The sequence below is a fragment of the Bradyrhizobium ferriligni genome, from assembly GCF_056837965.1.
The window spans coordinates 1-14769 of the sequence record NZ_JBXEJO010000060.1 but is presented as its reverse complement, the minus strand read 5'-3'; the positions used below and the strand labels follow the sequence as shown (position 1 = coordinate 14769).

The following is a 14769-nucleotide window of genomic DNA, read 5'->3' as shown; positions in this document are numbered from 1 at the left end:
CGCAACTTGCCAACTATAACTGATCGAGCTGCCGCTGAGACAGCCGTTCAGACTCTGCTAAATTTAGCTAACAAGTTGGCGTGAGAGCTGCTTCCGCCTGCGTCACTCGCCGTCGTGGCGGCTCGTTGGGCTGCATGCCCCGTTGCCAATTCCAAGCTAGGAACGATCATGACGTCAATATCTTTCAGGACGGAGGCCGTTGAAACCGAGGGGAGCGAACAGAATCCTACCCGCCGCCTGTTGGCCTTGCTAAGATATTCACCCGTAGCCGAAACCGGCCAAATCTTGACAAATAGTCCGATTCGTCACTGTTGATCATGTTCTGCGCTGCAATATCCGCCAGACGACAATGCGCTCCAGAGCCCGCTCCAGTGTGAACAGATGACGAATATTTTGGTGACACAGCACTACCGTCCCGATGATACGTCGACTGCGGTTTTCTTGACAGCGATCGCCGAAGAGATCTCGCGCGAAGACGAGTTGCTGGTCATATCGGGAACTAAGGGCTCACGGGCTAAGGGTAATCCTACAGTTTCCGAGGTGCCTGCCTGGACCGTACCAAAGGCCGCGCTTGTGCGTCGAGCCTTGGCAATGCTTTGGTTTTGTATTGCTGCTTTTGCGCTAGTCTTCTGGCGTGCGAGACCGAGCTCACCGGTATTCGTCGTTACGACTCCGTTTCTTCTACCATATTTTGTCGCCCTCGCTGCTCGCCTTCGCGGCGCCCCCTCTGGATTGATCGTTTACGATCTTTATCCGGAGAGCTTGATCGCGGGAGGAATCGTGACCCGCGACTCAATCGCTGTGCGACTTATCCGGCGCATGAATTCGTGGATGTTTAAAGCGTTGGATACGATCGTCGTTATTGGACGAGATATGGAAAGGCACATCACGCCACAATCTCCGTCAGCAGCGGCTAAGATATGCTATATTCCGCATTGGTCGACATTGCCGCCATGTGAACGCGCCATCGATCAGGGCAACGCTTTCCGAAAAGGTATCCCTGGCAAGCTCGTCGTCGGACTTTCTGGCAACCTCGGGTTCACGCACGATCCCAAATCCGTATTTGACGCCGCTCAAAAGCTCGCTGGCGATGCGTCCATCCACTTCATTTTGTCGGGGTGGGGCGTGGGTTGGAAGCAGCTAGTTGCATATCAAAAGGCGGCTTCGCTGCCTAACGTAACGTTGATCGAGCGAGTACCCGAAGACCAGCTCGAGCTTCTTCTCACCGCGGCCGATGCCTGGATCATACCTTACCGTCGCAATATGTCGGGCATTTCCGTTCCAAGCCGACTGTACAACTTACTTGCCATTGGGCGACCGATCATCGCACTTACGGAAGCTGATTCCGAGCTTGCTCTCATGCTCGCCAGCCATGACGCAGGTTGGGTTGTTGAGCCGGAGACACCATCCGCTCTTGCAAGCATAATAGCGGCCATCGCTCAACGCCCGAACGAACTCGCCGCGAAGCGTCGCAATGCAGTGAAAGCCCTTTCCGAAGAATTTACGCGGGATGCTGCTGGTACGGCCTACAGGGAGCTGATACGCCGACTGCACGCTACACGGACGTCAGAATGACCCGTAAGCCAGATTGATTAGGTAACAACCCGCTCTAGCCGCTTGACGCAGGAAAGCGTACGCGACCGTGCGCTCACATCGGAATGAGCCCGAGACGGCCATATAGAGTGCGCATCGCGTTACGCGCTTGCCCAAGATACTCACGCTCGAAAAGGCGTCGCGCATTCTCACCCATGCGGCGGCGCTCTCCGGGCTCCCTTAAGGTCTCTACAGCAGTCGCGAGCGCAGCGACATCCCCATATGGAACAACGATTCCGCAATGCTCGCGTGTTAGCCGCTCCCCTAACCGCATTCCCGTCGAACAGATGCTTGGCTTTCCTAGCATTAGTCCCTCAAAGAATTTATTGGGCGCAGCGAATTGATTGACTACGATCGACGGGTCGTACGTCAAAGCCATGATATCGGCAGCGCGCGATCGCGATAACGCTTCCTCATGCGAAACTCGATTGATTTGTTCGAACCCATACTGGTCAAGAATTTGACGCGACCTCTCATCCGCAATGGTCCCATAGAGATCAAGCTTAAGTTTGGGATTATCTCCAACGAGTCGGCACCAGGCATCCAGGTTGCGTCGATAAGATACAAATCCAGAAAGGCTAATGGTTATATTGTCGCCACCGCTGAACTGGTATCCGGTGAACTGATCTTCCTCAGGCGAGTTCGTCATAATGACAGCGCGCTTGCGCGCGGCCTGCGGCACAAAGTCCATTAATTCCGGGGACACGACAATAATTCCATCGCTCACTCGAGCAGCGAGAGACTCGAGAAAGTGCAGTGCGCGCGGAACCAAAGGCCCGTAGTGACTAGTGGACAGCTTGACGGGATCGCGTATATCAAAGATGAGATGCGGAGATCGGAACAACTTGCTGGCGATGCCCGCAACAGCCGAGAACACATCGCAGAACTGCACGATGTCGGGACGAACACGAGCAACTGTGCGCACCAAGAATGCCTGATAGGCCGCAAGTGCCTGCGCACGACGTCTTAACCCCTCGAACGAACCACGGGAAGTGTACAGTTCGTCGACGAAATCTGCTGGGGTTCGGCTGCTGCCAGTATCTAATTCGGCGCCAACAATTGTTCCAGAGAACCCGTTCTCGCGTAAGAATTTCACATAGCGTTCCACAGCCGGGGTGACATTTAGTGGCATGGCACGCGCGAAAAGTATTGTCGTCAAGGGATTGGCTCCACGAGCACCGCCGGAACCCACTTAGCTGGAAGACCATCGAAAACGACAGCGAACCAATCTTCTCGGAGATTCTCCCCTCCATGCGGTTCAGAGCATTCGCGCTTCCTACTACGCACAGTGAGCGCCCACTCCACCGCTGGTTCCAGGTACGTGGATCGCCCTACCACGCAAAACTGCTCGTCGCAGGAGTTTGGCTCCTCCATCGTACGTCCTTCGACGTGTTGATCGCACATTAGTCTTACCTCGAATATCGAGACAGTTGATGATCGGAGAGAACGAAGTAAGCCAACTTTGATCTAGAGAGGCTCGCAAGTTTCATCCTCAATCCGATAGCTATCGCCACACGCTTCGCACGCAACGCGCCCAGGTGCATCCGGCAGCCGGACGCCACATCGGCACATCCATCCCCGACGTGCGGCGGGAACCCCCAACATCAGCGCAAATGGAGCAACGTCGCGATTGACGACAGCCCCAGCGCCAACGAATGCATACTCACCAATTGTTGTGCCGCACACTATCGTGCAATTGGCTCCCAACGTCGCCCCCTTGCGCACAAGCGTTTGGCGGTACTGGTCTTTCCGCGCGATCGCTGACCGCGGATTATAAACATTGGTAAATACCATGCTCGGCCCGCAAAAAACATCGTCTTCAATCCGGACGGCATCATACACTGAAACGTTGTTTTGAACCTTTACGTTGTTGCCAATGACAACATCGTTGCCGATAAACACGTTTTGACCAAGCGAACAATGCGCGCCGATCCGGGCTTTTCCACAAATGTGAACCCAATGCCAAATTCGACAGCCGTCACCAATCTCCGCACCTTCATCCACGATTGCGGTGGGATGTATAGTTACCATCCAATACCTCCGAACAAGAATGCCCCTTGCAGGGTATAGCTACTAGATGTCAACCCAAATCCAAACCAGATGACGGCATCATCGCCCGCTGACACATCATTACCCACCGCCTCAGCGACGACTTCACACTCCGGCGCCATCGCAGAAGGCTCTGCGCCATCTCTATAACAGGGGGCACGAGAGCTCAGGATCCGAGCCCACAATGCGTCGATATCTCAAGTCGCGCCCCACGTCGCCGAACCTGCATCAGACGAACTTTCGCTTTTCGGACGAACGTTTATCCACGAAGACGCAATGATGCACAACAAAAAACCATTACCGATCAGAACGCTGAGAAAAGGCCCAAGAAAGACGCTGAACAAGAATAGCGGTAGAATACATTGCAGAGCTCGATCGCTTGAGCGCGAAAAATAGCTAATTGTCGCTCCGATCAGCACGCTGAAAACAAGCACGCCGATCCAGCCAAAATTTATGAAGGCGTCGACAAAGTAGGCTGCGTTAGCCGCGCTGGTACCCGTGAGAGAAGGCCCCCACTCGTACACGAAGACTTCGCGCTCAAAATAGATCCGCGGCAATTCCATGATTTGCGAGAGCATTAGGTTCGTCGCCCCCAACAATAACTGCCCCTGATAGCTCTTCCACCAGTAGTCCAGCGAGTCAGTGACGGTCCTGCTCGGAATGTAGAGACCCCGATAGACCAAGAAGTCCCTCGCATTCATTCCAGACGATTCAGCAAATCCAGAAATCAACGTGTTCATAAATAACAGCAAGACCGCCGCCGCGAGAAGCCACGTAAGCTTAAATCGCTTGGTACCACTCACAGCAACAATCGCCATCAGCGGGATAAACAATCGCAAGAAAAAGGCCTTCTCGACAAAGGCCAGCGTGTACAGAAAGAAGATTCCTAAAACCACCCAGCGGAAACGATAACGCCGCAGAATCGCAACGCAGATACAATAGGGTAGCAAAGCCCCCGCAAGTAAAATATTGAGATAAGGCAAAATCGCTGCCCACCCCACCCGCGCCTTAAGAAAGTTTTCACGCGAAACCGCAATTTGCTCAGGGGTTGCCCCCCGGAAGGCATCCAACAAAGGCACCGACGGCGCTGTAACCATTGTCACGACACAAAACACTAGAAACAAGAGTGTCACGCCGTAGACTAGAATGCGCCCACGCGCATCGACGAAGACAGTCGAAGGTCGCGCTCGAAAGAACAGCATAGAACCTACCGCAACTCCGACAGCGGCCAACCAAGGGAGAAAGACCATATCGGAACGCGTGCGCGCGGACATCGACAGGTCCAAAAACCAGATCGTCACGCCGTAATACAACCCGATACCGACGATGAAAAGTGATGCGCCCGTGGCGGGCTTAACCAAGAATCGTAGGAGCCTCTCCATGGAATTGATCCGTTACGATCTTCTGCCGATGGCCGAGATGGTCGTCATCGGCGCAAGCTTTCCGACCTGGGCTTACAGACCCTACTGCCGAAAATACCGTATACGTCCATAATATCTCCCCAGGGTCGGTTCTAGCAAATGTGACTGGGCCTATCGGCAATACACATAGAATCGCACCGATGGAGACCTTCAAGTCTTTGCCGAGCGGACCATCACTGGCAGCAGGCGATCGCTCCTGATTTCAGTCTTGGCCTCGTTCAGCGCAAAGGGACAGAACCCTCTCTACAACTTTTTCGGAAGCGTGGCCGTCACCGTAGAAATTCGGCCAAACTGTAGGTCCCCTGGCTTCGCGGATCGCGGAACTTATGCGATCAGGATCAGCACCAACCAACGTATTCCAACCGCTTTCGACCAACTCGGTCCACTCGGTTTCATCCCGCATTGTCACACAAGGCTTCCGCATGAAGAAGGCCTCCTTCTGGACACCTCCCGAGTCCGTCGCGATACAAGAGGCATACCGCTCAAGCTGTAGCATCGTCATAAAGCCCACGGGATCTAGAATAGTTACATTGCTAGGCACCGCCAATTGGTAGTCAGTGAGCTTATCACGCGTTCGCGGATGGAGCGGCAGCAGAACCGGACGGCCAGAGCGACGCAACCCTTCAAAAATTCCGGCCAGACGTGTTCGATCGTCAGTATTTTCCGCGCGATGGATCGTTGCCAAAGTGAATCCGGAGCATTCCAAGCCATAGTCCTTTGGGTCGAACTTTTTTTCGGCCGACGCCCCATAGCGCAAGCATGCGTCGAACATTACGTCGCCAACGTTTTCGATGCTTGATTCCGACAGCCCCTCCAAAAGCAACTGACGCAAAGCAGTTTCGTTGGGAGTGAATAGAACGTCGCTGACGTGATCTGTCGCAATCCGATTGATCTCTTCGGGCATGGCGCGGTTGGCTGACCGGAGGCCTGCTTCGACGTGGGCTACGGGAATATGCAGCTTGACTGCAGCGAGCGCGCCGGCCAGCGTGCTGTTCGTATCGCCATAGACAACAACCGCTTCGGGCCGCTCGGTCAGAAAAATGCTCTCAATTTGCTCGAGCATCCGACCAGTCATCGCCCCATGAGACAGGCCGTGCACAGCAAGGCGATATCGAGGAGCTGGAATCTGCAACTCCGCAAAAAAGACATCGCTCATATTCCCGTCGAAATGCTGACCGGTGTGAACGATATAATGGTCCACGTCAGCTTTTGCGGCAAAAGCGTGCGCAACGACTGCAGCCTTTACAAACTGTGGGCGCGCGCCCACTACTGAAATTATCCGTCGCATATTACTCACAGTCGGATTTGAAATTTCTTAAGCCACGCTCCAAAACATACCACCCGCCACACGTGGTAGCTAAACGGAGCCTTACCCGCCAATACGTTCGAGAGCACTTCGCGCATCGCCGGCTTGATGATTCCTCCAGACCATTTGATCGCCTCGTCAATCCTGTCGGAGACTTGTCTCGCTTGCTTGCCTTTCATCCAATATTCTTCCGCGGTCAAGAACCCCTTCTTGTCATGACGAGTCAATATTCTCTCAGGAACCAGACCACGCATAGCCTCTCGAAGCACGCGCTTGGTTAGACCACGCTCGAGCTTGAACGCGTCGGGCAAACTAAGGACAAATTCGACTAAGCGATAATCAAGAAATGGCACACGCGCTTCGATAGAATGCGCCATCGAGTTTCGGTCCTCCCAATGCAGAAGCATCTGCAGGTTGGCTCCGCTCAGCTGGGCGAGCGAAAGTTCGCGAATCGACTTGGCGCGCGCTCCAAGCGCCACCATAGGATCACGGTCCACCGCACCGAGCGCATGGACGTCGATCCAATCTCTTCGCATCTGCGTCATTCCCCCCAGTGCACCCAACGGACGAATTGAAGAAGGCATGAGATTTGCGAGAAAGTATTGCAAGAACTTATTAGGCCCGTAACCATGTAGCGCTCTTACAGACTGGAGCTCTGCACTAAATTCACTCAAACTCCCTTTCCGCAGAAGCCCAGAAAGCCTGGCGCCAATGAAGCCGTGATAACCAGCCAGATGCTCGTCGGCGCCTTGACCATCGAGCATAACGACAACATCTTGCTCGTGCACCGCGCGAAAAATACTCCACTGCGCGAAAATGCTGCCCGACCCAAACGGCTCGTCCTGCGTCCAGACCAGATCGTCGATTCGATCGAACAGTTCCTCGCCAGTCGGGAAGACGTGCGTTTCTTGAATATTGGTTCCGCGGGTCACCTCGGAAATGTAATCTCGCTCATCGATGCTGGAAAATTCCGAACATGACGAAAACGTTCTCTGGGGCTGCGTATTGCCTATCGAATCTAACAAACCACGCACCAGGCAAACGACGGAAGATGAATCAAGTCCTCCGGAGAGACAGGATCCAAGCGGCACATCTGCCCGCATTCGCAAACGCACTGCATCCAAGAGCAGTTCTCGCAGATGCTGCGCAGCGTCCTTAAACTCCAAGGGTGCACTGCGTATTTTCGACGAGAGGTCATACCACTTGGTTATCTTTAGCTTCGGCTCCAATGCTTCAACCAAACGTCCACTCGTATCCAATTGCACAACGGCGTAGTGGCCGGGCGGAATTTGATAGACTCCCTTGAATAAGGTCTCCTCGCTATGATCTTGGAGCCCCCATGCGAGAAAATCGAACGCGGGTTGAGCTCCAACCTCACGACGCCAAGTCGGCAACGCTGCGAATGCTTTAATTTCGGAAGCGAATGCCAGGGAGTCGCCCCCCTCTCCAACTAAATAGTAAAGCGGCTTGATACCGAATCGATCTCGGGCGAGCAGAAGTTTTTTCGTTTGCCGATCATACAGCGCCAACGACCACATGCCGTTGCAGCGATCGAACAGCTGTACACCCCACTTGTCGTAAGCAGCCAACAAGACTTCTGTATCGGTGCCGGAACGAAACGTGTAGCCGTCTTGTTGTAATTGCTCGCGCAGCTCAATGTAGTTGTACACTTCGCCGTTATAGACGATCCAGTAGCGGTCCATATACGACATAGGCTGATGGCCGAGCGGAGATAGGTCGACGATTGACAATCGGCGATGTCCCAAGGCAACAAATGACCGCTCCTCACTGCCTAGCCAGTCCCGTTGGTGTGCCGTCGGCCGATACGGCAACGAGTCCATTCCGTCGAACACGGCTGTGTCGTCGCCGGCCAGACAAAGAGGTCCCCTCTCTGGAAAAACCACGTATCCTTCGTCATCTGGACCTCGATGGCTGATAAGCTCCGCCATTCCGATCACATGACGAATGTCGATTGAATTCGACTGAACTAGTCCAACAATTCCGCACATCTAGAGCGCAACCCGATCAGCAAGGTGAAGATAGACGACATAACAGAAGAATTCACTTCCGACATAAGCAACGAGTAAGTGTTCTAGCGAAACGTCGCCCGCAAACGTCCAAAACAAACCAGAAGTCATCAGGAAATAGAACGTCTGCCAGATCGCGCAGATGCGCAACCGACGCTGCAAAATAAAGATACCTGTTACCGGAGAAACGCAGCATCGCACAGCGACCGGAGCGAATACCAAAAGAAGGAACGCAGTGTCGGTACGCCAATGGCTTCCCAGAAGTAACGAGAGCGCTGGCGATCCGAACAACCCAACACATACCAAGCCTACGCACGTCGCTACCGCCAGGCTGATCACAACCCGCCGCTGAAATCCTCTTGCGGACTGCCCGGCGCGGACAATGTCCCCCGCACGCTTCATAAAAACCTGCCCTACGGCCAAGGCAAACAGCATGAGTGGTGCGGCAAGGAGTCGTTGCGCCTGAGCGTAATTGCCCGCATCCATCGGCGAATAATGCGAAGAGATAAACCATATCGGAATAGCCAACGAGACCGTATCAAGGATTGAAGTAGGGAGCGACATCAATGGAAATTCGCGGAGTCGCCAAGCCTCCGAGATAACATCGCGCATATCTGCAGGCCGCAGCCCGCTGATGAACTTCGCGGCAACTGGCAAAGCAGTGAGGAAGCCGAGCAAGCAACTACCGACGAGACCGATCGGCAGAGTAATCGCGGCAACCGAAAACATGGCAGGCTGTCCAGCACGCAGTATACTCGACCACGCAAATTGGCCGCGCCGGATAGCGAACGTCGAGGTTGCTTGATAGATGCCGCAAATGAGGGCAGCCGCTGCGATCCAGGATGGGTTCAGTTGAGCGCCCACCGCGCGGCGAAATAACTCCTCTCCCCATTTGGAGCTAACGAGGACGAGTACCAGGGCCGCAGTGACCGCAGCTGCCAAACAAGCGACAATAAATACTCGAACTATTTGGTTATCGGCGGAGGCGTTGAGCGCAGCGTCATAACGAAGGCAAGCAACGGCCACGAAAACATTGCACACCGCCAAAAAGACGGCATATTCGCCAAACTGAGCTGGCGAGTATATGCGCGACAAGAACGGCGTCGCCGCCAAGACGATCAGCTGACCAGCCGCCGAACCTCCGGCGATAGTGGCCATATGCCTTAGGAATTGACTCCTAGCTAGTCGACTGCTGCTCTTGATATGCATATGCGTCGCGAGGGAACCAAGTTTAAGGACGCGCATGGGTCACAGTTGAGTTTAGAGCGCCAGCCGGCGAGGACCTTTCGTCTCGGCACGCGTCGGACTCGACGCACCGGACAAATGATGAACAACTTTTGATAAGCTTGGGATTTCCCCCTGTTGCAGCTATCCGTTCAGGTTGCCAACGTCAACCCCCGCTCTGAACGCTGCATGGGCCAAACGAATGAGGCCCTTTTGCGCGGAGAAAGCCAGCTTCCGCTTCGCCGTTGATGTCCCGCTGAAATCGCCACAGTTGCCTCAATCTGTGTTAGGCGTAGATGTAAATAGCGCCGATTTCCTGAACGCAAATCGTTTGTCGCTGGCTCGCGCTAGAGGCAAAACGACTCCTACCTTCCGAGACCAGCAATGCATCTTACAACCATGCGAACCACCGATTGGCTTTCTCTTGTTTGGAAGAATAAATACGTAGTTCTGCCTTGTGCGATCATAACCTTGATAATCGGCGTAAGCCTCGCAAGTCTCCTTCCTAAAACTTATGAATCGAATGCGTTGATCCGCGTAAATACGATGGACGCGTTTGCTCCATTTGCGGTGCTGATACCTGATGCTTCTTTTGGTACATCATCAAACATGGAACTCAGAGCGCAGCGGACCTTTGTAAATTTGGCTCGCGACAATAGCGCTTGGCGCACATACGTACTCTCTCATCGGCAGCTGTTTGGTCGTATCGACCTGAACGACGCTAATAAGCTCCGAGATATTATCACCAAAGATATCGTCATTGTCCCGTCCCTCAACACTCAGGATCCAACGGATACATCGATTCAGATAAGGTTTAGGTACAAGGGAGAGACATCTGGTCCCGAGATTTTGAATGGGTATGTCAATTCAACGATCGCCGCCACAAAGCAGACCATTTTGGCGGAAGGTCGATCAATTCTGATTGCGGCGAAAACCAAGTCAGAACTCGAGCTGGCGAGACTCCGTCAATCGCGGGATTTGGCCGCGAATCAACAGATGCTTGAATATCGGAATGCCTTTGACGCCGCCAAAGATGCGGGAATTGAGAAACCTTTGGCAGTCAGCTCTACCGCGTCCGTGTCAGTTATAAACGGACAAATGCCACTTTATCTAAATGGCACTACGGTCTTGGATGCTGAACTGAAGGGCCTTTCGAAGCGGATAGGAAACGATCTCGCTATTCCTGGATACGCCGACATCATGGCCTCTATAACGGATTACGAGGGCAAGCTAAAACTCCTCGATAATGCTCTGGCTGATCCGATGCGGGTTACCCAATCAGCCTACGAGTACCCATCAATATTTCCGCCGATGCTTCCAATAGCCCTAATTTCCTTCTTGATAGGGGGCGTCCTAGCAGTCTTGTGGAGCTATCAGCGATCGAAGTGATTTATCACCGTCCACGATGACGCTTGGCCGTTCGACCTTGCTGACCTGTCTGGGCAGCAATCACTTGAGCTCATGCCCTGCCATTCTGCCATTTGGCGCGGATCCATAAGATTAGCTTGCTTGACTAGGCTAACGACCCGAGGCGCTCATGCCCAAGGTGTAAGCGCTGTTCAGCGGCCATCTACCGGACGACGGGGAGAACTACGGTACGCATCCGGCCGTAACCGGCATGAGTTCCCACGTCTGCAGTGATCAGCGCGCGCGAGCGTAGCGGGTCGGCATCCAGTACTGGCGGATGGCCTCGACGACGTCCGGAATGTCGGTATGGGCGTTGCGCAGGAATTCCTCGGTCTCGCGGCCTTTCCTTGGTGGTCCAAGCAGTGGACGCCCCTGATCGTCGACGCAATGCAGCAGGATGGGCAGGAGCAAGCCGTGGTTTATGTTGTGGATGTCGAGCAGCGGGGTCCATGCCGATAGTCTCAGCCGCATGGCGGCATGGAATCCCTGGCACCACGGCCGCGCATCAACGTCGCCATTCGGCTTGCGGGCATGGGTGGGCGCGAACCGATGTGGCGCGGTGGAAAGAACGTTACTAATGTCGTTGTGGCGCAGCGCGACGGCCGAAATCGCAGCGAACTCAGGCGTGCCGCCATGGTTGAACGCATCGGCGTCGATGGCGAGTAACGGACAGATCCAGTCGGGCGGACTTATCGACACCGGCCCGGCCACGATCGCGGCGACATAGCCGTCGAGCATAGGAAGACTCGTGGCGATGGGATGCTGCGCGGCGCGAGCCTGCAGCCAAGGCTCAAGTTCGTCGAGCGGCATCGCGGCTGCCGCCATCGATGATGAAGATGATGATGAATGGCGGCGCCGGCTCATGCAGCCTCCCGTGCGCTGAGCTCGCGGGCCTTCCAGTTCCAGGCGAGAAGTTCGCGCAACTGGTGGCTCTTGGTCTGGCCGGAGATGATGCGCTCCAGCACATCGGCCAGATAGACCTGCGGATCGAGTTCATGGAGCTTTGCCGTATTGACCAGCGATGCGAGGATTGCCCAACTCTCAGCACCGCTCTCGCTGCCGCTGAATAATGAGTTCCGCCTTCCCATCGCAATCGGGCGCATTGAACGCTCGACAGTGTTGCTGTCGACCTCAACGCGGCCGTCGCGGAGAAACAGCGTCAGCCCATCCCAGTGATTGAGCGTATAGTTGATAGCCTCCGCCAGCTTCGACTGGGAGAACAGCTGGTCGAGCATCGAGCTCAGTCGCGCCTTCAGCACCTCCATCAGCGGTGCGGCCCTGGTGCGGCGGGCGGCAAGCCGCTGTTCGGCGCTCGAGCCGCGGATCTCGGCCTCGATGGCGTAGACCGCTTGCAGGCGCTCGATCACTTCGTGAGCGAACGGCGACTGCATCGTCTTGTACACTTCGACGAATTTGCGTCGGGCATGGGCGAGACAAAAAGCGAGCTGGATCGCGCCGCCATGACCGCGGGCAAGCGCTTTGTAGGCGGCATAGCCATCCACCTGCAGAATGCCGGAGAAGCCGGTCAATTGCCCGGCGATCTCCTCGGTGCCGCGGCCATCGGCAAACACATAGGCGACCGCCGGCGGCGATGGGCCGCCCCATGGGCGATCATCCATCGCATGCGCCCAGAACTGGCAGATACGAGTGCGATGTCGTCCGGGATCGAGCACCGGCATCGGCGTCTCGTCGCAGAACAGCCGCGGCGAAGCCTGGATCGTCCGCAGCTGAAGCTCATAAAGGCTCTTGAGCCACCATGCCGCACGCTTCACCCAGCCGGCGAGCGTTGCGCGGTCGAGATGAATGCCCTGGCCAGCCAGGATCTGCACTTGGCGGTACAGCGGCAGATACCAGGCGAACTTCGAGACCACCACGTGAGCCACGAGTGCCGTCGATGCCATTCCGCCTTCAACCAAACGCGGCAGCACCTTCGCCTGGACCACGCCGTCGGTGCAACCGCGGCAGGCGTATTTGGGACGAACCGTGCGTAGTACCCGCAGGATCGCCGGGATCACGTCCAGCACCTCGCTCACATCCTCGCCGATCCTGTGCAGAGCGCCCTGACAGCACGGGCACGCTGTCGTGTCCGGCTCGAGCACCTGCTCGCAGCGCGGCAAATGCTTGGGCAACGCACCGATGTTGCGCCTCGCCTTCTTGCGCGGCTTCCCAGCCGGCTTCGTCGCAGGTAGATCGTCGTTGGCTGACGCAGGTGGTGTGACGCCGGTCGCGAGATCGTTCAGTTCGAGCGCGAGCTGCTCGGCCACGATCGCCACCAGCCGCTCCGAGCGCTTGCCGAAGATCATCTCCTTCAGCGTCTGCATCGCCACGCGCAGCTTCTCGTTCTCGGCGTCAAGCGCGAGCACCATCTCGGTCAGAGCCGCTGCGTCGGTCGGAAGAGCTTCGGGGCGAATCGCCATGATCGAACGATATATCCGCGCATCACAGGCTCCAGCAAAATCTTCGCCTCTCAGCCGACAACGGCCGGCTGCTTCACAGGCTTGGGTGAGACACGCGTCCACTCCAGCCCGTCGAGCAGCATCGCGAGCTGCGTCGCACTGAGATGCACCACGCCATCGCGGATCGGCGGCCAGGTGAAGCGCCCCTGGTGCAGCCACTTCGTCACCAGCACCATGCCGCTGCCGTCCCACGCCAGAAGCTTCACTCGGTCCATGCGCTTGCTGCGGAACACAAAGACGTCGCCGCAATACGGGTTCGCACGCAGCGCTTCGCTAACCAGCGCCGACAGCGTGTGCACCGACTTGCGAAAGTCGACCGGCTGTGCCGCCAGCACCACCTTGAGGTCAGACCGTAATGCAATCAACGGATGCCCCGAAGCGCCGATAGCACTGTCGAAAGCGTCGCCAGCTCCACTCCGGGCTCGACCCGGATGCGTGCCCCGCCCACCTCGATCTCAATCATCCCGCCAAGCTTGCCTGGGGGCGATGCCATCTGCGGCAGCACCTTATGCGCGGACGCGAACCGGTCCGGTTCGTCTGCCGCCGCCGGACCGCTCTCGGAAGCGATCCGGACCGGCACGAAGCCTGGCGCCTGAAAGCTCGCTGCCGTCGCGAACTTGCGCCGCCACACCGTCAGCAGCCCACGGACAACGCCATGGCGCCGAGCGACCTCGGAAATATTGGCCCCTTCCTCGAAGCTCTCCGCCACGATCTGGGCCTTCTCTTCCGCCGTCCAGTGCCGTCGCCGACGCTGCCCCGTGATCACTTCGATCCGACGATAGGAGCCGCCTTCCTGCCTGGCATCAAGCATGGCTTCATGCATGGCATCTGCCATAGCCTACCTCCAAAAAAACAGGTCATACCAGGCTGTATCGCAGCTCATTCGCGCGATGCCCAGGTGGGGGGCTCATGCCGATTACATCCGGCCAGCACCCCGGCTAGTCGCGCCGGTCTGCCGCGGCGCCTCAGGCAGCGGCCGCTTTGGACTGTTGGGTCGCCTTCCAATTCCACGGGAGCAGGTCGGCGACTCTGTTGACGGGGTGATCTGGAAGCCTGGCCAACACGTCAGCGAGCCAGGCTTGCGGATCAACGTCGTTCATCTTGCAGGTTTCGATCAGGGTATAGATAGCGGCGGCACGATTGCCGCCAGCATCTGAACCGTGAGCGTCATCCGGTGACCACGCCCTGAGGGCTGATCTGGTCGGCTAGGAAGATCTCGTGGATTGGTTTTTCACGAGGTCACCATGTCAAAGGATAGTTGTAAGGCTGGCGATAAGGATAGGCAT

12 protein-coding genes and 1 pseudogene are annotated in these 14769 nt (G+C 56.1%); 2 read left to right on the top strand and 11 right to left on the bottom strand.

Annotated elements, in window-relative coordinates:
* The first annotated feature begins 381 nt into the window (after positions 1–381).
* Entirely contained in the window at positions 382–1575 is a 1194-nt protein-coding gene (locus AC1VNY_RS30210) for a glycosyltransferase family 4 protein (protein ID WP_026193042.1), read from the top strand.
* A 73-nt stretch (positions 1576–1648) separates the two neighbouring features.
* On the opposite strand, the gene AC1VNY_RS30205 is transcribed toward AC1VNY_RS30210, so the two are convergent.
* The 6 genes from AC1VNY_RS30205 to AC1VNY_RS30180 form a co-directional block, all read right to left on the bottom strand.
* On the bottom strand, positions 1649–2752 hold the full coding sequence (locus AC1VNY_RS30205) for a glycosyltransferase family protein (RefSeq protein WP_129965148.1): 1104 nt from the start codon (positions 2750–2752) through the stop codon (positions 1649–1651).
* A 308-nt stretch (positions 2753–3060) separates the two neighbouring features.
* Entirely contained in the window at positions 3061–3624 is a 564-nt protein-coding gene (locus AC1VNY_RS30200) for an acyltransferase (protein WP_080650393.1), read from the bottom strand.
* Between the two features lie 215 nt (positions 3625–3839).
* Positions 3840–5003 (bottom strand): hypothetical protein, encoded by a 1164-nt coding sequence (locus AC1VNY_RS30195; protein WP_129965149.1) that lies wholly within the window; start codon positions 5001–5003, stop codon positions 3840–3842.
* 262 nt (positions 5004–5265) lie between these two features.
* Positions 5266–6330 (bottom strand): non-hydrolyzing UDP-N-acetylglucosamine 2-epimerase, encoded by a 1065-nt coding sequence (gene wecB, locus AC1VNY_RS30190; protein ID WP_244620919.1) that lies wholly within the window; start codon positions 6328–6330, stop codon positions 5266–5268.
* Between the two features lie 26 nt (positions 6331–6356).
* Positions 6357–8378, bottom strand: a complete 2022-nt coding sequence (gene asnB, locus AC1VNY_RS30185) for an asparagine synthase (glutamine-hydrolyzing) (protein WP_026193044.1) — start codon at positions 8376–8378, stop codon at positions 6357–6359.
* Entirely contained in the window at positions 8379–9605 is a 1227-nt protein-coding gene (locus AC1VNY_RS30180) for a lipopolysaccharide biosynthesis protein (protein WP_157183467.1), read from the bottom strand.
* A gap of 399 nt (positions 9606–10004) precedes the next feature.
* Between AC1VNY_RS30180 and AC1VNY_RS30175 the strand changes: the two genes are divergently transcribed.
* A complete protein-coding gene (locus tag AC1VNY_RS30175) occupies positions 10005–11009 on the top strand; it encodes a Wzz/FepE/Etk N-terminal domain-containing protein (protein ID WP_129965151.1) in 1005 nt (334 codons plus the stop codon).
* A gap of 252 nt (positions 11010–11261) precedes the next feature.
* Here AC1VNY_RS30175 and AC1VNY_RS30170 read toward each other — a convergent pair whose 3' ends face one another.
* The 5 genes and pseudogenes from AC1VNY_RS30170 to AC1VNY_RS30150 all read right to left on the bottom strand — a co-directional run.
* The gene (locus AC1VNY_RS30170) at positions 11262–11891 is read right to left on the bottom strand and encodes a UPF0149 family protein (protein ID WP_482407918.1); all 630 of its coding nucleotides are present in this window, start codon (positions 11889–11891) and stop codon (positions 11262–11264) included.
* A complete protein-coding gene (gene tnpC / locus AC1VNY_RS30165; protein WP_482407917.1) occupies positions 11888–13444 on the bottom strand; it encodes an IS66 family transposase in 1557 nt (518 codons plus the stop codon). Before tnpC ends, AC1VNY_RS30170 begins: the two co-directional genes overlap by 4 nt.
* Positions 13445–13494: 50 nt before the next feature.
* Positions 13495–13848, bottom strand: coding sequence for an IS66 family insertion sequence element accessory protein TnpB (tnpB, locus tag AC1VNY_RS30160; RefSeq protein ID WP_027577378.1), 354 nt, complete (start codon positions 13846–13848; stop codon positions 13495–13497).
* The gene (tnpA, locus tag AC1VNY_RS30155; protein WP_482407916.1) at positions 13845–14318 is read right to left on the bottom strand and encodes an IS66-like element accessory protein TnpA; all 474 of its coding nucleotides are present in this window, start codon (positions 14316–14318) and stop codon (positions 13845–13847) included. The genes tnpB and tnpA overlap by 4 nt, the downstream gene beginning before the upstream one ends.
* A gap of 130 nt (positions 14319–14448) precedes the next feature.
* Positions 14449–14643 (bottom strand): annotated as a pseudogene (locus AC1VNY_RS30150) (transposase domain-containing protein); the annotation flags it as partial.
* Positions 14644–14769: the final 126 nt, after the last annotated feature.